This window comes from Lutibacter sp. (assembly GCF_013139515.1).
GTDB lineage: Bacteria > Bacteroidota > Bacteroidia > Flavobacteriales > Flavobacteriaceae > Lutibacter.
In genome coordinates this window covers 13,349-30,528 of the sequence record NZ_WTAR01000006.1, presented here as the reverse complement: position 1 = coordinate 30,528, position 17,180 = coordinate 13,349, and the positions used below count along the sequence as shown (strand labels likewise).

Here is a 17,180-nt window from a genome sequence, read left to right as displayed (position 1 = left end):
ATTTTTAGTGAATTTTTTAGCTAAAATTTCATTCATTTCTGAAGATGAAAGTGCTAATAAAGAAATGCGAGGTTCTTTTGACATTTTATCACCCAACAACCAATCAAAATATTTAAAATGATTAATTCTTTCAATTGAATTGACTTCATAATTAAAAAATTCCCCACCCCAAATTTGTTTATCATCACCAAAACCAGTTCCGTCAAAAACAACTCCTAAAACTCTTTTATTGAATAAATTATGCTCGCCAAGTATTGCTGTAAAATGTGCTTTATGATGTTGAATTTCAACCAATTTAGCATTTGTTTTTTGAGCTAACTCTTTACCATATTGCGAACTGTGATATAAAGGGTGTTTGTCAATTAAAATAACTTCAGGTTGTTGTTCAAAAATGTTTATAAATGAATTTACTTCAGAAGTAAACTGATTGTAAACATCAAAATTTTCCAAATTACCTAAATGCTGACTCACATATAAATATTGATTGGGATAAAATGCAATGCTACTTTTTAAGTCGGCTCCCATAGCCATTATTTTTTCATCAGAATGCATGTTTATATCCAAATAATTAGGAGCATAACCACGAGAACGGCGAAACAACACCTCTTGATTGAATTTTGTGCTAAACTTAACCACAGAATCATCTTGTGGATGTATAATTTTTAAATTATGCTGTAAAAAATAGTCGGCTACATGTTTTAGTTTTTCAAAAGCATCATCATTTTTACTAATAATTGGTGAACCGTGAATATTTCCACTTGTGGCAATAATTGGAAAATCTAATTCATTTGCTAACAATTGTAAAATCCCCGTATATGGAAGCATAAGCCCCAACTGATTTAAACCTGGTGCAACTGTTTCTAAATTTATATTTCCTCTATATTTTTTTGATGAAATTATGGTAATTGGTCGTTCTGTTGAAGTAAGCGATTTTTTATGGTTTTGGGTAAGATTTAATTCGTTCTCTAGCACTTCTATAGAAGGATATAAAACTGCAAAAGGTTTCCTTGGCCTGTTCTTTTTAGCGCGTAATTTTTCAACTACTTGCTTATTTTCAGCATTGCAACATAACAAGTACCCGCTTGTATTTTTTATTGCAATTATATTTCCTTGAAAAAGTAATTTTGCAATTTCTTTAAATAAATTTTGTTGTAAAATTGAAATTTTATTATTGCTATTATCTGTTAAAAACAATTGAATTCCACAAGTAGAACATGTATTTGTTTGTGAATGAAATCGCCTGTCTGATGGTGAAGTATATTCCGATTTACAAACTTCACACATTGGAAAATTATTAATACTAGTATGATTTCTTTCAAAAGGAAAAGTTTGTGTAATTGCCCAACGAGGACCACAATTTACACAAGTAGTAAACGCATAATTAAGTCTGTGATTATCTCGATTTTTAATATCGCTTTTACAATCGTCACAAATTGCAAAATCTGGTGTTAGTGGCAAATTTAAATTTCCTTCAGTTTTAGATGGAATAATTTTAAAATCATCAAATGATTCAAATTCAACGGAAGTAATTGAACTGTCTTTTATGCGAGAAACTGGCGGTGGAAATTGTAATAATTTTGTATAAAAATTACGTATAGAATTCTCTAAGCCAGATAGATAAATTATTACACCTTCTTCATTATTTGAAACTGTACCATTTATTTTTTTTTCAGTTGCTAAGCTATAAACATAAGGCCTAAACCCAACGCCTTGCACCTGACCAGAAATAGCAATTTTATAGGTTTTTAACATTCATCTTTCGCTTAAAAATATAGTATAAATTTACATTTTTTTTAAGTGAAGTTCTTCACAATGGGTTAAAATATTTTCAATAATTATAGGAATTGATTCTTTTACTTTTGGATTTAATTCAAGTGTCATTGGATTAATTTCCTTTATAGAGATAGTGAATAAGTGTATATCTGGAACTTTCTCCATTAAATACACCGCTTCAATCATGTCTTTTAAGCCAACATCATGCACACTTAATGCAGAAGGGAAATCAGAAGCGAATTTTGGTCTAATTAGAGAAATAGTTCCTTCAGGATTACCATCCATAGTAGCATCAATAAAAATGACTGTTGAATAAGCTTCAAAACAATTTAACAATAAAAACCCACCTGTTCCACCGTCTAAAATATCAACATAATCAGGTAATTTATTTTTTGACATTTCTTGAATTATGTGTACGCCAATACCTTCATCACCCATTAAATAATTACCAACACCCATTACTAAAATACTATTCGATTTATCCTTTTCAAAAAAATATGAATCGCTGCTTATGGCTACTGGAGTTCTTTCTTTTATATTCATAGTTGTAATTTTAAAAGTAAATTCATCCTGTTTAAAACACAGTGGCAGGATGAATTTACTTAAGTATTTGGGTGTTTAATTATTTCTTCTTTTTTTTAGTTTTTGAAGTTTTTTTCATTCTATCATCACGAACAAATTTATAACCACCAAACATGGATGAAACTTCTCCACGACCATCTAACCAATCATGATAAAAAACTAAATATACATGCACTAGTGTAAATAAAATAAATCCCCACATAGCAATGTGATGTATAGTTCTCACCATAAAATCGCCTCCAAACATTGGTGTTACCCAACTAAATAATTTTGGTAACCACCAACTAGATGTATCTGCATACAATGCGAAACCTGTAAAAATTGAAATTAAAGCGATTACAAATAACGCTAAATATGAAAATGCCGCTACACTATTATGACCAATGCTTATATTTTTAACATCTGGATGGTCTTCGTTTAGTAGCATAATATCAATTTTAAGTACATGCCAAAAGTTGTTCCACATTTTTTTACTGAAAGGCCAAAAAGCCCTCCAACTAGCAAACTGATTTCCTACAAACGACCAATATATTCTTAAAATCATATTGAAAAAGAAAATATAAGCTGCTCCAAAATGAATGAATCTAACCACACCAAACAAATGTAAATTAGTTGCTTCAGCACTTGAATGTAATGCTGGCGGATTGGCAATTATAAACCCAGTAACAGTTAAAACTACTACTGATAGAACATTGATCCAATGGAAAAACCGAACGGGCATTTCCCAAACCATAACTCGTTTAAAATTTTTAGTTTCCATAATTTAAATTTTAACTATCGCAACTTGCTATATTTTGAACTTGAGATATATGTTTTCCATGCTCATCGTATAAATGTACAGCACAAGCCAAACAAGGGTCAAATGAATGAATTGTACGAATAATTTCTAATGGTAAATTAGGGTCTGCAACTGGCGTACCTATTAAAGCTTCTTCATAAGCTGAACGTTGTCCTTTAGAATCACGTGGAGAAGCATTCCAAGTTGAAGGAACTACCATTTGATAGTTTTCAGTTTTTTCATCTTTAATTTTAATCCAATGTGCTAAAGCACCTCTTGGAGCTTCACAGAATCCAACTCCTTTTGCTTCTTTTGGCCAAGATGAAGGTTCCCAACTATCTGTATTTGCCATACGTTCGTCACCATTTTTGATGTTATTCATTAAAGTATCAAAAAATTCTAATGTCCAATTTGCTACTAATTGTGTTTCTATTCCACGAGCTGCAGTTCTTCCTAATGTTGAGAACAATGCATCTACAGGAACATTTAAATGAGACAATGCTCCATTTACGGAATCTTGAATTTCTTTATTTCCTCTTCCGTATCCAACTAATAAACGTGCAAGCGGACCTACTTCCATTGGTTTTCCTTTCCAACGTGGTGTTTTAATAAAACTATATGCTTCTTCAATATTTAAATGCTCATAAGGAGGTTTTGGACCTGTGTATTTAATATTTGTTTCACCTTCCCAAGGATGTCTTCCTTTGTCTTTTCCTTCAGCATAATTATCATACCAAGAATTGTTTACAAACTCCTCTATTTCATCAGTACTTCTATGGTCAACATCATGAACTTTAGATAAATCTCTATCTAATATAATTCCTTGTTGAAATTTAAAACTTGATAAATCTGCATAACCGTTTGTTGGGAAATCTCCATAAGACATGTAATTACCTACACCTTTACCTATTGCTCCCCAATCTTTGTAGAACGAAGCAATTGCTAATAAATCTGGAATATAAACTTTGTCAATAAATTCTTTTCCCTCTTTTAATAATTTTTGAACATGCATTAAACGTTCAGCATTTAATCCACCTGCTCCGTCTGAGTTTATTGCACAAGCCATACCACCAACTAAATAGTTAGGATGTGGATTTTTACCTCCAAATATACTGTGTACTTTTACTATTTCTTTTTGCCATTCTAAAGCTTCTAAATAATGAGCAACAGCTAATAAATTAACTTCCGCAGGCAATTTCATTTTAGGATGTCCCCAATAACCGTTTGCGAAAATTCCTAATTGCCCGCTTTCAACAAATTTTTGAACTCTTTTTTGAATGTCTGAAAAATACCCTGGTGAACTTTTTGACCAACTAGAAATACTTTGTGCTATTTCTGAAGTTTTCTTAGGATCGGCTTTTAAAGCATTTACAATATCAACCCAATCTAACGCATGTAAATGATAAAAATGTACTGCGTGATCGTGCATATATAATGCACCTTCCATAATGTTACGAACCATTTCAGCATTTGGTGGTACAGCAATTCCTAAAGCATCTTCAACCGCTCTTACTGATGTTAACGCGTGCACTGTAGTACAAACACCACAAGTACGTTGTACAAATGCCCAAACATCTCTAGGATCTCTACCTTTTACAATACTTTCAATACCTCTAACCATGGTGCTAGAGCTAAATGCATCAACTATTTTTCCATCTTTAATTTCTGCTTCTATTCTTAAATGACCCTCAATTCGAGTAATTGGGTCAACTACTATTCTATTTGCCATTGTTATACGTTTTAAGAATCAATATTTTTTTCATTAGTTTTTCCTCTGTTTATTCTGTCCATTAGCTCTTTTCTTTTAGAAATGTTTGCACCAATAGAGTGTAAAGCAATACCACCAGCTAAAACACCAGCAGCTACTTTACCAACGGTATCTGCATTGCTTTCAACAGCAAAACCAGGTACTTTTGTAGTTCTTTCATAGAAAGGCCCATTATCCCAAAAATCTTCTTCGCTACAGCCAATGCATCCGTGACCAGATTGAATTGGGAAACTTACACCATTATTCCATTTCATACTTCCACAAGCATTGTAGGTCATAGGTCCTTTACAACCTAATTTATATAAGCAATATCCTTTTTTAGAGTTTTCATCATCAAAAGTTTCAGCAAATAAACCTGCATCGTAATAAGGACGACGATAACATGTATCATGAACTCTTTTTCCGTAAAATGCTTGTGGTCTTCCTAAGCGGTCTAATTTTGGTAAGCGTCCAAATGCAACAACGTGCATAATTACACCTGCCATTACTTCTCCAATTGGTGGACAACCAGGCACTCTTATAATTGGTTTGTTTTTTACAATTTTATGTATTGGTGTAGCTTCTGTTGGGTTTGGTTTTGCAGCTTGTACACAACCGTTAGATGCACAACTTCCCCAAGCAATAATTGCTTTTGCTCCGGCTGCAGCTTCTAAAAATGTTTCTTTGGCAGATTTTCCAGCAATACAACAATAATTACCATCATCACCTAAAGGAATTGAACCTTCAACACATAATATGTATTCACCATGATATTTTTTCATGGTCTCTGCTTTTGCAGCTTCAGCTTGATGTCCTGATGCAGCCATTAAGGTTAAAGAATAATCTAACGATATTCTATCTAAAATAATATCGGCTACTATTGGGTGGTTTGATCTTATAAAGGATTCACTACAACATGTACATTCTTGGTAATGTTCCCAAATAACTGGTAATCGTGGTGTTTTTTCTAATGACTGAGCAACTTGACCAACCATGGTAGATTCTAATCCCATAAATGCAGCCATATATGTAGAGAATTTCATAAAATCTCTACGACTATAACCTTGTTTGATGATACTTTCATAATAAGTATCACGTTTTTCATTATTAGTAGACATATTTAAAAGTTTTTAGTAATTAAATAGATTATTTAATCTTTTTCCTTCTTTTTAATAAAAAGAACTGTACCAAGTTACAAATAATTATTATTTGTACGACACTAACCATCTAATTTAGAACGGTTTAAAATAAGATTGATTAATCTTTATTTAGATTGGTTAAAAATAAAACTGAAAAATATAATTATCAAGATTTATATATATATTATTTGTAAATTTGAGTTTAAACACTTTTTTAGATATGCATGAACTATCAATTGCTTTAGGAATTGTTAAAATATCGGAAGATGAAACGGCAAAAGCTAAGGCGAAAAAAGTTACAAAAATTGAGCTTGAAATTGGAGAATTATCAGGTGTTGAATTAGAATCTTTAAATTTTGTGTGGGAATCTGCAATTAAAGATAGTGTGTTAGAATTTGCAGAAAAAGAAATAAATATTATTAAAGGAAAAGGCAAATGTATTGATTGTGATACTGAATTTGACATGAAATTTATTTATGATACTTGCCCTAAATGTAATAGTAACTTTAAAGGGATTTTACAAGGAAAAGAATTAAGAGTAAAAGCATTAGAAGTAATTTAAAACCAATAAATTATGTGTGGAACTTGTGGATGTGGATCTGATAGTAATGGTCCAACAATTTTAAAACCTGGTGAACATGAGCATGTTCATGGCGAACATACACATTCACATGAAAATCATCACCATCATCATGATGGACATCATACACACGAGCATTCACATAAACACAAAGTGTTAGAAATTGAACAAGATATTTTACAAAACAATCAGGTTTTAGCAGCTAGAAATAGAGGCTATTTTGAAGCAAAAAATATTTTCTCGTTAAATCTGGTAAGTTCACCAGGATCTGGAAAAACATCTATTTTAGAACGTACTTTAGCCGATTTAAAAGATGAAATTCCTTTTTATGTGATTGAAGGTGATCAACAAACTTTAAATGATGCCAATAGAATTGACGCTTTAAATATTCCTGTAATTCAAATTAATACAGGTAAAGGTTGTCATTTAGAAAGTGATATGATTTTTGATGCTGTGAAAAAATTGGATGTGAAAAACGATGCCATTTTAATGATTGAAAATGTTGGTAATTTGGTGTGTCCATCCATGTTTGATTTAGGTGAAAATAAACGTGTTGTAATTATTAGTACTACTGAAGGTGAAGATAAACCTATAAAATATCCTGATATGTTTCACACGTCGGATATTTGTATTATCAATAAAATAGATTTACTACCATATTTAAATATTGATATTGACAAACTAAAAAATTATGCATTGCAAGTAAATCCTAATTTACAGTTTTTTGAAATTTCAGCAACTACTGGTGAAGGAATGGATGCTTGGTATAAATGGTTGAAGAAAAATGTGATTTAAATAGTAGTTTTTGCGTTAGCGATTGAAGTGGCATCCTTTTTTGAAGTGAAACGTAAAAAAGATATAACGTAAAGCGCGACCTGAAAGGGAACGCCCAAATTAAATAGTTAAATTTAGAAATACTACATACATATGTGTTTATCAATTCCTGGAAAATTAATAGAAATTACATCGCAACTAGATGAAACTTTTAGAGTTGGAAAAGTGTCGTTTGATGGAATTATTAAAGAAGTAAGTTTAACATTGGTTCCTGAAGCAAACATAGGAGATTACGTGATGGTTCACGTTGGAGCTGCAATTTCTGTAATAGATGAAGAGGAAGCTAAAAAAACATTTGACATATTAATGCAGCTAGATGAACTTCATGAATTAGAAGATAATGAACCGGAAGGATAAAATAAATATTAAATTTTAATAACTTTTTGATTCATTAATTGGTATTTATCGTTGCTTTCTAAACACGTTGCAAAACCATTTTTATCAAAATGTAAACGATGGCCGTATTCACTAATCCAACCAATTTGTTTTGAAGGATTTCCAACTACCAATGCATACGGTAAAACTTCTTTTGTAACAACTGCACCAGCGCCAATAAAAGCATATTCTCCTATTGTATTTCCACAAATAATAGTTGCATTAGCACCAATACTAGCACCTTTTTTCACCAAAGTTTTTAGGTATTCTTCTTTTCTAATAATGGCACTTCTTGGGTTTATTACATTGGTAAATACTATTGAAGGTCCTAAAAAAACATCATCTTCGCAAATAACACCAGAGTAAATAGATACATTATTTTGCACTTTTACATTTTTGCCTAAAACAACACTTGGTGATATCACAACATTTTGACCAATGTTACAATTTTCTCCAATTTTAGAATCTGGCATGATATGACTAAAATGCCAAATTTTAGTTCCTTCACCAATTTCAGAACCTTCATCAATTACTGAAGTTTCATGTGCAAAATAATTTTTCATATTAATAACTTCCAGTTGTGTTTCCTCCTTCTGCAATTATTTTAGCTGATGAAGTTCCAATACGTGTTACACCAAGTTGAACCATTTTAACAGCATCTTCATAATTTCTAACACCACCTGCGGCTTTAGCTGGTAATGGTTTGGCATTTTCAACAATAAGTTCCATAGCTTCAAAAGTTGCTCCGTTTGGTTTGCCTTCTTCAGTTTTATAAAAACCTGTAGATGATTTTACAAAAACTTTTTCGGCATTTTCTTCTCCAAAATTCTCTAGAACTACATCTCTAATTAACTGAGTTATACTAATAATTTCTTCATTTGTAAGTGCAGCAATTTCAATAATCCATTTTGCTATTTTGTTATTATCTAAAGCTAATTTAGTGCCTTTATATACTTCAGCTTTTACTAAATTTATTTTCTCTTTTTTAAAAGCTTCATAATTTATGACATAATCTAGTTCATCAACATTATCAAGAATGGCTTGTTGTGCTTCAGCTAGTTTTTCGGTTGTAGTGTAAGTTCCTTCATGAAATCCAATTACTGTACCTACTACAGTTTCAGAATTTGCAATTTTTATCATTTCTTGAGCCATTGTAACATAATTTGGACGTATCATCACCAACTTATAATTGTATTCTATAGCTTCATTTATAAGAGAGGTTACATTTGCTGTAGTTTCTTCTTCTGAAATACCTGCTTGATTCGGTTTTTTTAAATATGTTGAGTCTAAATATTGATTTACTTCCATGGTCTAAATTTTATTTTGCAAAAATACTAAATTACAAAATAGTATAGCTTATAATAAGTTTATTGTTGATTTTTTATAATCATATTTTTTATGTTTAAATTTATAGCGTGTAAAAATTTAGACCGTATATTTTTTGTAAATTTGTGTGTGTTTATTGTAAAATAGTTATAATAATTGTAACAAATTAATAAATAAAACAACTAATAAATAGAATTATAAATAACTTAAAACTATACAAATGAAAAAGTGGTTAATACCTTTAATAATTATTGCTGTAATTGTTTTTGCAGGATATAAAATGGCTGTTGGATTTTATAATACATCGGTTGATTTAGAAGAAAATGCTAAAACAGCTTGGTCAAATGTAGAAAGCGCTTACCAACGTAGGGCAGATTTAATTCCTAATTTAGTTTCAACGGTAAAAGGATATGCTGAACACGAAAAAGAAACATTAGAAGGTGTTATAAAAGCAAGGTCTGAGGCTACAAAAACAACTATTGATCCAACTAATTTAACTCCAGAAAAAATGGCGGCTTTTCAAAAGGCACAAGAAGGTTTAAGTGGAGCTTTGTCTAGATTATTAGTAACCGTTGAAAAATATCCTGATTTAAAAGCAAATCAAAACTTTTTAGAATTACAAAGTCAATTAGAGGGTACAGAAAACAGAATTAATGTAGAGCGTAACCGTTTTAATAAAGATGCAAATGCTTTCAATAAACACATTATGAAGTTCCCAAATAATATTTTAAATAACTTTATGGGTAATTTTGAAGAGATGTCGCGTTTTGAAGCTTCAGCCGGAAGTGATGTTGCTCCAACAGTTGAATTTTAAAAAGCTAAAGAATGTCTAAAATCGAAGAATTTTTAACAGCTTCAGAAGAGCAACAAATTATTGAAGCCATTAAAGTAGCTGAAAAAAATACTTCAGGTGAAATAAGAGTTCATATTGAAAAAAGTACTGAAAAACCTTCAATGGAAAGAGCATTGGAGGTTTTTTACATGTTAAAAATGGATGCTACAAAACTTAAAAATGGCGTTTTATTTTATATTGCTGTTGAAAGTAAAAAATTTACCATTATAGGAGATGAAGGGATTAACAATAAAGTGCCTGAGTATTTTTGGGAATCTGAAAAAGAGTTAATGCAATCTCATTTTTTAAAAGGAGAATTTTCCAAAGGAATTGAGCTAGCTATACTTGAAGTTGGAAAAAAAATGAAAGATTTTTTCCCTTACCAATCTAATGATACAAACGAATTATCGAATGAAATTTCAAAAGGAGAATAGAAATTTTGTAACTACACTATTGTTGTTTTTATGTATTACAACAAGTGTGTTTTCTCAAAATATACCTAATAAACCCAATTTTATACCAGCATTAATTGATAGTACAAATACTTTAAATGCATCACAAAAGTCTGCTTTACAAACAAAGCTAATTCGTTATAGTGATTCCACATCCACCGAGTTGTTTCTAATAATTATGCCTTCAACGTTTGGTGAAAATATTAATTATTATGCCGCTGAATTAGGGCATAAATGGGAGGTTGGTAAAAAAGGAAAAGATAACGGAGTCGTTATTTTATTAGCTAAAGACGATCGAAAAATTGCAATTCAAACGGGTTATGGAGTAGAACACTTGTTAACCGATGCTTTATCTAGAAGGATTATTGAAAATGTGATACTTCCAGAATTTAAAAGAGGAGATTATTATACCGGTTTAGATAATGGAATTGATGTAATTGTTGAAGTTTTAAAAGGTGAATATAAGGCTGAACCAAGTAAAGGAAATAGTAAAGGGGGTTTTTCAATTTTACCAATTATTATCCTCATATTTTTCCTAATCATAATTTTTTCTAAAAAAAATAGAAGTGGTGGTAATAATAGAGGAACTAAATTAGGTGTAGCTGCTGATATTTTAACCGCAATTCTTTTAAGCGGAGCAGGTCGTGGTTCTAGTGGAGGTTTTGGAGGTGGTTCAAGTAGCGGTGGCTTTGGTGGTTTCGGTGGTGGTGGTGGCTTCGGCGGAGGTGGAGCAAGTGGCGGTTGGTAATTAACATTTTAATTATTACTTCACGAGTTTTAAATCAATCTTTTAGGAATTAGAAGATGTTGATTTTAGAAATATAAACACAGAATATTTGAGATAGCATTGCGTGTATGTAATAAATGTGATGTTTATCTCAAATATTATGAGATAAGTTTAATAGTTGTTGAAGCCTGTAAATATTTATTGAACTAGATTTTTTATTTTTTCATCAATTTAAGATACTGTTATTTTCTCTACAGTAAATTTTAAAACAAAACACAAACACTACATTTTTTTTTAGTAATCAATACGTAACACTACTTGTTCTTTTTAAGATCCTTAATAATAGATTGTTACAATTATATACATCACTACACATCTGACGTTTAAAATTACATTATGATTATTGTCATACGATTATGAACTCACAGTACTTAACTTTGAGTAATAAAATTATTGATGTTATGATAAATATATTTAAAACTTCAAAATCTGTAGCTTTAAGCATAGATGAATTTTTTGATAAAATTGATTTGGGAATTTTGAATTTAAAAAAAGGTGTTAATAATTATGTAAATGAGAATAATGAAGAGTTTGATTTGAACTTAAACACACTAACCTTTTTAGAAAAAGAGGCAGATTCCATAAAAAGAAAAATTGAAAATGAATTTTATATGCATTCCTTGATGCCAAATTATGCGAGTGATATTTTAAATTTATTGGATAGTGTTGATGATATAATTGATATGTCTAAAGATGTTTTAAGTCAATTTGATGTTGAAAAGCCTCATTTACATGAACAAATAACAACTGATTATTTAGAACTAGTTAATTTATCTGTAAAATCTGTTGAAAATGTAATTCCTGCAGCTAGAATATTTTTCACATCACCAGAGCAAGTAAAAGAGAAAATTCAAAAAGCAATTTTTTACCATAAAGAAACAAAAGCTTTATCAAATAACATCAAAAGGAAAATATTCCAAGAGTCTGATATTACAAAATTAAGTGAGAAAATACACTTGCGTTATTTTACACTGCATATTGAACAGATTTCTGATGTAGCTAAGAATGTAGCACAACAGTTATCATCATTGGTTATCAAAATAAAAATGTAATTAAAAATATATTGTTTAAATGTTTTTATTTTTTCTTTCAAGCGGACTTTTTTTAGGATGGACATTAGGGGCCAATGACGCTTCCAATGTTTTTGGATCAGCTGTAGGGTCAAAAATGATTCGTTTTAAACAAGCAGCAATAATTGCTTCTGTATTTGTAGTTTTAGGAGCTGTTATACAAGGTTATGGAGGATCTGAAACATTAGGGAAGCTAGGTTCAGTTGATGCTTTAGGTGGTGCATTCACAGTAGCGTTAGCTGCTGGAATTTCGGTGTTTTGGATGACAAGACTAAAACTTCCAGTTTCAACTTCACAAGCTATTGTAGGTGCAATTATTGGATGGAATTTCTTCTCTGAAAACCCAACAGATATCAATTCACTTACAAAAATTGTTACAACTTGGATCTCGGGTCCAATTTTAGGGGGAATATTTGCTGTATTACTTTTTTTATTATTACAATTTATTTTAAAGAAAAGTAAAATCCACTTAATTAAGTTAGATGCTTATATAAAATTTGCACTTTTAATTGTGGGAGCGTTTGGGTCGTATAGTTTAGGAGCCAATAATATTGCCAATGTTGTGGGTGTGTTTGTACCATCTGTTCCAGATATATTAATTGATTTTGGTTTTTTTACACTTAATGGAATGCAGTTACTGTTTTTAGCTGGTGGGTTGTCTATTGCTGTTGGAATTATAACATATTCACAGAAAGTTATGATGACAGTAGGAAATTCACTTATGAAATTAAATGCTGAAACTGCAATTGTTGTAGTATTGGCTCATGCATTGGTTTTATTTGTTTTTTCATCACAATCTTTATCAAATTTATTTGTACGAATTGGCCTTCCAGAAATTCCTTTGGTTCCTGTTTCTAGTTCACAAGCAATTGTTGGTGCAATTTTAGGAATAGGATTGTTAAAAGGAGGTAAAACTATACAGTTAAAAGTTATAGGTAAAATTTCAATTGGTTGGGTTGTAACTCCAATTATTTCAGGCTTAATAGCATTCTTTGCATTATTTTTTATGAGCAATGTATTTAATTTAAAAGTATCAGAAAATCCTTCCAAATTTGTAAAAAATGATATAACTATTAAACAAAGTAGTAATATCACAGATACTGCTAAAACTAAAGTTATAGGTGCTTTTGATGCAAATACTAATGAAGTCACAAAAGTTAATATTTATAAACCAGTAGTAATTATAGTAATTGTACTCTTAATAGTATTAATTATTTACCAACTGTATATCATAAACAATTTAAAAGATAAAGATAAACTTGAAGAGTATCAGGAAAACATTGAAAGATATAATACGCAGCAAATATTATTAGAAAATGAACTAAAAATTAGTGCTAATGCTAATATTAAATTAGAAAAAGAAATTGAAGCTAAAGAGATAGAACAGAAGAAAATAGCGTTAAGCATTATTAGAAAAAACGAAATATTATCCAAATTAAAAGCTGAAATAGAAACCTTAAAATTAAAACCTGAAGGTAAATTGAAGTTTAGCGATCTTAATACTTTAAGAATACTAATACTTGAAAATTTAAATGTTGAAAAAGAGCGAAAATCTTTTGATAAGTATATTAAAGAATTGAATAAAAGCTTTTATCAAAACCTAACAAAGAAATACCCAAATTTAACAGATAATGAGAAAAAACTTTGCTCATTATTACGATTAAAGCTAACATCAAAAGAGATGGCTTCTATATTAAATATTACACCAAAAAGTGTTGAAGTAAATAGGTACCGATTGCGTAAAAAAATGAATATTAAAAAATCCGATAAACTCTCTAAAATAATAAGGAAACTATAAATATTTAACTATTAAAAACAAGTATATAAATAAATTTAAAATGGGGAATAAATTTTACACACTAGTAATTGCTACAATTCTTTATAGTATTGGATTGCAAGCACAGGAAATTAAGAAAACAGACATTCGAGTTAACCAGTATGGGCAAGAAGTGACAGCTGTTCCTTTAATTACTGAAGCATGGGATGGTTTTATTAAGTGGTTTTCAGAAGATGGTAACTATAAAATGTGGATGGACAACAGAGTTCAACTAGATGGTTTTATATTTTCTGATGATGCTTTAAATGAGTTAGGAAATGGAATTACAATTCGTAGAATGCGATTTGCTATTAAAGCTGAGTTTTGGGGAAATTGGTATGGAGAGATCGATTTAGATTTTGAAAGTTCAGGAACTGAAATTAAGGATGCTTACTTAAAGTATACGACAGATTCAAAAAAATGGAATCTTAAAGCTGGTCACTTTAAAGAAGGTTATGGTATGGAAACAACTACAACTTCAAGGTATTTAACTTTTATGGAACGTTCATTTGCTTCAGAACTAGATCCATCACGTCATCTAGGTTTTCAAACAAATATTTTTGCTAACAAGTTTTTATTTATTGGTGGTATTCATTTTAATACAGTAGGTGATGCTGAAGAGGTTGAATTTACAAAAGATGCTAATAAAGATGATGGAGTTGATGAAGGATATTCATTAACAGGTAGAGCTGTTTGGGCACCAATTAATGACAGCGAAAAATTATTGCATTTAGGTATAGCTACAACATATAGAACTCCTAAAACAGATTGGGAAGGTGGAGCTTATAGAATTAGTACAAGATCACATTCAGCAGTTAATAGAAAAAAATTCATTGATACAGATGATATTTCTGGTGTAGATAATGTTTTTGGTTACACTTTTGAATTAGCGGGTAAGTATAAAGGAATAATGTTCCAAGGAGAATATAAAGAGCATAATGTTAATATGATTGAAGGGATAGATGCATCTTTTAAAGCATATTATGCACAAGCTGCAATCTTATTAAAAGGTGGTCATCACAATTATAATACAGCTGAAGGAGAATTTACTAGAATAACTCCTGGTTCAGATAAAGGAGATCTTGAATTTGCTTTAAGATATGATTTTATTGATTTAAATGATTTTAATGCAGATATTTATGGGGGTTCTGCGGAAGGATATACTGCAGGTTTAAATTACTATGTAAATCCAAACATAAAATTTGTAGCGAACTATACGTACCATAATCATGACCGTTTTGCAAACGGAAAAGGGAAATTATATGTTGGTCACGATAGTGATGGTAATTTAACAAAAGATTGGTCGTTAGTAACTGAAGCAGAAGGTGATGCAGGTGACGATTATGGTCAGTTTTCAATACGTCTTGAAGTTAATTTTTAATAATTATATCTAAAAAATAAAATAATGAAAAATTTAAAATATATATTTCTAACTATAATTATGTTATCTGCTACTTTTAGTTGTGTAGAAGATGATGTAATGACAAAAGAAGGGCCTGTTGTAGAAGGCAGCGTGCTAAAATTAAATGAAATAATGTCCAAAGATGTAAATGATAATCCAGATTGGATAGAAGTTTACAATAGTGGAACTCAAGATATGGATATTTCAGGATATTTTTTGAATGATAAAACAACAGTAGGTGGATATGAAATTCCTGCAGGGACAGTTATTGCAGCAGGAGGATTTTATCTTGTTGATGCAAATGAGTCAGGTGAATCAATTAGTTCAGGTGGGGAAGATGTAAGTTTATTTGAACCAGACGGTACACCTATTGATCATACTGTAACTCCAGATATGAGTAGTGATGTTGGGCTAACTTGGGCTAGAGAAATTGATGGAGCAGGAGAGTGGAAGGTGAGTTCTCCAACACCAGCTTCTTCAAATGGTTCTGCTGTAAACACAGCGCCAATTTTAGTTGCTGATCTTTTAACTGAATTTATTGATGTTTATGGAGTTACAGCTTCAGATGCTGATGGAATTTCTTCAGTAAAATTAATTTTTATGGCTGGTGAAAGTGTGCAATCAATTGATATGGCTTTAGTAGATGGTGAATTTAAAACATCTGTACCTAAAGCTAAAGTTGGTGAATTAGTTCGTTATTATGTTATTGCAACAGATAATACAGGTTTAACTACTTATTATCCTAATAATGGAAGCAGTGAACCTGCTGAATATACAGTTGCAGGTGGTGTTAAAGAATTAGAAATAGTAGGTGAAAGTGTAGGATATAGAGGTGAAGTTACTTTTACAGTTACACCTTACTATACTGATCAAGTTGATGAACTAAGATTGTATTACTTATTACCTGGAGAACAACAAGACGAAGACAATGGGTTTGATGACAAAACAAAAGTTGTTTTAGATCAAGATGGAGAAATTTTTACAGGTGTTATACCAGCTCAAAATACAGATGATGTAATTAGTTATTATATTAGAGTTGAATATTTAGACGGAACAAAAACGTATTTTCCTTTAGAAGAATTAGATGCAGAAGAGAATGTAATAAGTAACTTTAATCACGATTTAGGCGCTACTTGGCCAAGTTATACCGTTGAAGCTATTGTTTATGATGACGTTGTTGATCAAACTGTAAACTATACTGACGGACCATTAACAAGTGTTACATTCTCAACTAACCCAGTACCTGGTACAGATTTTAATGTTGTATTAGCTTATGCAAGTTCGGAAAACATTGATGAGGCTAGAATTTATTTTGATGTTAGAGATACACCTGCATATGTAAAAGCTAATAAAATAAAAGGAGAAGATGATGCTACATTTACACAAACAGGAGTTACTATAAATATGGCTAATGTTGATGCTGAGGACGAAGGTGGTGTTTTTACTAGTAATACTAGTATTACAGGGACTAAAGTTACTTTTTATGTGCGTATTGCAACTGCAACAGCAGAATACTACTATGGTAATGATGGCTCTATGTACTTAGATGATGTTAATGACGATTTGGATGACACTATTACAGACGATTTTAAAGCAGATCCATCACTTTGGAATGTTTATACAGTTCAATAATAATTAATAAAACCAGCTTGTGAAAATTCACAAGCTGGTATTTATAAAATGATGC

General features: G+C 30.7%; 17 protein-coding genes. 10 read left to right on the top strand and 7 right to left on the bottom strand.

From position 1 onward, the window contains the following. The 5 genes from hypF to GQ540_RS00500 all read right to left on the bottom strand — a co-directional run. Positions 1–1,752 (bottom strand): carbamoyltransferase HypF (hypF, locus tag GQ540_RS00520; RefSeq protein WP_291795710.1); only part of this gene is annotated, 1,752 nt, incomplete at its 3' end. A 30-nt stretch (positions 1,753–1,782) separates the two neighbouring features. After that, positions 1,783–2,316, bottom strand: coding sequence for a hydrogenase maturation protease (locus GQ540_RS00515; RefSeq protein ID WP_291795707.1), 534 nt, complete (start codon positions 2,314–2,316; stop codon positions 1,783–1,785). Positions 2,317–2,395: 79 nt separating this feature from the next. Beyond that, on the bottom strand, positions 2,396–3,115 hold the full coding sequence (gene cybH / locus GQ540_RS00510) for a Ni/Fe-hydrogenase, b-type cytochrome subunit (RefSeq protein ID WP_291795704.1): 720 nt from the start codon (positions 3,113–3,115) through the stop codon (positions 2,396–2,398). Positions 3,116–3,125: 10 nt separating this feature from the next. Continuing rightward, the gene (locus GQ540_RS00505; protein WP_291795701.1) at positions 3,126–4,862 is read right to left on the bottom strand and encodes a nickel-dependent hydrogenase large subunit; all 1,737 of its coding nucleotides are present in this window, start codon (positions 4,860–4,862) and stop codon (positions 3,126–3,128) included. A gap of 11 nt (positions 4,863–4,873) precedes the next feature. Then, the gene (locus tag GQ540_RS00500) at positions 4,874–5,998 is read right to left on the bottom strand and encodes a hydrogenase small subunit (RefSeq protein ID WP_291795698.1); all 1,125 of its coding nucleotides are present in this window, start codon (positions 5,996–5,998) and stop codon (positions 4,874–4,876) included. Between the two features lie 241 nt (positions 5,999–6,239). On the opposite strand from GQ540_RS00500, the gene hypA reads away from it, so the two are divergent. From hypA to GQ540_RS00485, 3 genes are all read left to right on the top strand, one after another. Continuing rightward, entirely contained in the window at positions 6,240–6,581 is a 342-nt protein-coding gene (gene hypA / locus GQ540_RS00495; protein WP_291795695.1) for a hydrogenase maturation nickel metallochaperone HypA, read from the top strand. 12 nt (positions 6,582–6,593) lie between these two features. Beyond that, entirely contained in the window at positions 6,594–7,394 is an 801-nt protein-coding gene (hypB, locus tag GQ540_RS00490; RefSeq protein ID WP_291795692.1) for a hydrogenase nickel incorporation protein HypB, read from the top strand. A gap of 132 nt (positions 7,395–7,526) precedes the next feature. Then, positions 7,527–7,790, top strand: coding sequence for a HypC/HybG/HupF family hydrogenase formation chaperone (locus GQ540_RS00485; protein ID WP_291795689.1), 264 nt, complete (start codon positions 7,527–7,529; stop codon positions 7,788–7,790). 8 nt (positions 7,791–7,798) lie between these two features. On the opposite strand, the gene GQ540_RS00480 is transcribed toward GQ540_RS00485, so the two are convergent. Both GQ540_RS00480 and deoC read right to left on the bottom strand, forming a co-directional pair. Then, positions 7,799–8,371: a DapH/DapD/GlmU-related protein gene (locus tag GQ540_RS00480; RefSeq protein ID WP_291795686.1), complete on the bottom strand. Its 573-nt coding sequence runs from the start codon at positions 8,369–8,371 to the stop codon at positions 7,799–7,801. Between the two features lies 1 nt (position 8,372). Further along, positions 8,373–9,116, bottom strand: coding sequence for a deoxyribose-phosphate aldolase (gene deoC / locus GQ540_RS00475; protein WP_291795683.1), 744 nt, complete (start codon positions 9,114–9,116; stop codon positions 8,373–8,375). Positions 9,117–9,354: 238 nt separating this feature from the next. Between deoC and GQ540_RS00470 the strand changes: the two genes are divergently transcribed. The 7 genes from GQ540_RS00470 (at position 9,355) to GQ540_RS00440 (ending at position 17,125) form a co-directional block, all read left to right on the top strand. Continuing rightward, entirely contained in the window at positions 9,355–9,948 is a 594-nt protein-coding gene (locus GQ540_RS00470; RefSeq protein ID WP_291795679.1) for a LemA family protein, read from the top strand. A gap of 11 nt (positions 9,949–9,959) precedes the next feature. Next, positions 9,960–10,400: a TPM domain-containing protein gene (locus GQ540_RS00465; protein WP_291795676.1), complete on the top strand. Its 441-nt coding sequence runs from the start codon at positions 9,960–9,962 to the stop codon at positions 10,398–10,400. Next, positions 10,378–11,166 carry a YgcG family protein gene (locus GQ540_RS00460; protein ID WP_291795673.1) on the top strand — a complete coding sequence of 263 codons (789 nt, stop codon included), beginning with the start codon at positions 10,378–10,380 and terminating at the stop codon, positions 11,164–11,166. The genes GQ540_RS00465 and GQ540_RS00460 overlap by 23 nt, the downstream gene beginning before the upstream one ends. Positions 11,167–11,606: 440 nt before the next feature. After that, positions 11,607–12,257: a DUF47 domain-containing protein gene (locus GQ540_RS00455; RefSeq protein ID WP_291795670.1), complete on the top strand. Its 651-nt coding sequence runs from the start codon at positions 11,607–11,609 to the stop codon at positions 12,255–12,257. 19 nt (positions 12,258–12,276) lie between these two features. Beyond that, entirely contained in the window at positions 12,277–14,073 is a 1,797-nt protein-coding gene (locus tag GQ540_RS00450; RefSeq protein WP_291795667.1) for an inorganic phosphate transporter, read from the top strand. A 40-nt stretch (positions 14,074–14,113) separates the two neighbouring features. After that, the gene (locus GQ540_RS00445) at positions 14,114–15,472 is read left to right on the top strand and encodes a porin (protein ID WP_291795665.1); all 1,359 of its coding nucleotides are present in this window, start codon (positions 14,114–14,116) and stop codon (positions 15,470–15,472) included. Positions 15,473–15,496: 24 nt separating this feature from the next. Then, a complete protein-coding gene (locus tag GQ540_RS00440) occupies positions 15,497–17,125 on the top strand; it encodes a lamin tail domain-containing protein (protein ID WP_291795662.1) in 1,629 nt (542 codons plus the stop codon). Positions 17,126–17,180 lie beyond the last annotated feature (55 nt).

Coding starts and splice junctions, on each gene's coding strand:
- GQ540_RS00455 (WP_291795670.1), top strand. CDS start 11,607: ATGATAAATATATTTAAAACTTCAAAATCTGTAGCTTTAAGCATAGAT.
- GQ540_RS00440 (WP_291795662.1), top strand. CDS start 15,497: ATGAAAAATTTAAAATATATATTTCTAACTATAATTATGTTATCTGCT.
- GQ540_RS00470 (WP_291795679.1), top strand. CDS start 9,355: ATGAAAAAGTGGTTAATACCTTTAATAATTATTGCTGTAATTGTTTTT.
- cybH (WP_291795704.1), bottom strand. CDS start 3,115: ATGGAAACTAAAAATTTTAAACGAGTTATGGTTTGGGAAATGCCCGTT.
- hypB (WP_291795692.1), top strand. CDS start 6,594: ATGTGTGGAACTTGTGGATGTGGATCTGATAGTAATGGTCCAACAATT.
- GQ540_RS00500 (WP_291795698.1), bottom strand. CDS start 5,998: ATGTCTACTAATAATGAAAAACGTGATACTTATTATGAAAGTATCATC.
- GQ540_RS00515 (WP_291795707.1), bottom strand. CDS start 2,316: ATGAATATAAAAGAAAGAACTCCAGTAGCCATAAGCAGCGATTCATAT.
- deoC (WP_291795683.1), bottom strand. CDS start 9,116: ATGGAAGTAAATCAATATTTAGACTCAACATATTTAAAAAAACCGAAT.
- GQ540_RS00505 (WP_291795701.1), bottom strand. CDS start 4,862: ATGGCAAATAGAATAGTAGTTGACCCAATTACTCGAATTGAGGGTCAT.
- GQ540_RS00450 (WP_291795667.1), top strand. CDS start 12,277: ATGTTTTTATTTTTTCTTTCAAGCGGACTTTTTTTAGGATGGACATTA.
- GQ540_RS00460 (WP_291795673.1), top strand. CDS start 10,378: ATGAAATTTCAAAAGGAGAATAGAAATTTTGTAACTACACTATTGTTG.
- GQ540_RS00465 (WP_291795676.1), top strand. CDS start 9,960: ATGTCTAAAATCGAAGAATTTTTAACAGCTTCAGAAGAGCAACAAATT.
- GQ540_RS00445 (WP_291795665.1), top strand. CDS start 14,114: ATGGGGAATAAATTTTACACACTAGTAATTGCTACAATTCTTTATAGT.
- GQ540_RS00480 (WP_291795686.1), bottom strand. CDS start 8,371: ATGAAAAATTATTTTGCACATGAAACTTCAGTAATTGATGAAGGTTCT.
- GQ540_RS00485 (WP_291795689.1), top strand. CDS start 7,527: ATGTGTTTATCAATTCCTGGAAAATTAATAGAAATTACATCGCAACTA.
- hypA (WP_291795695.1), top strand. CDS start 6,240: ATGCATGAACTATCAATTGCTTTAGGAATTGTTAAAATATCGGAAGAT.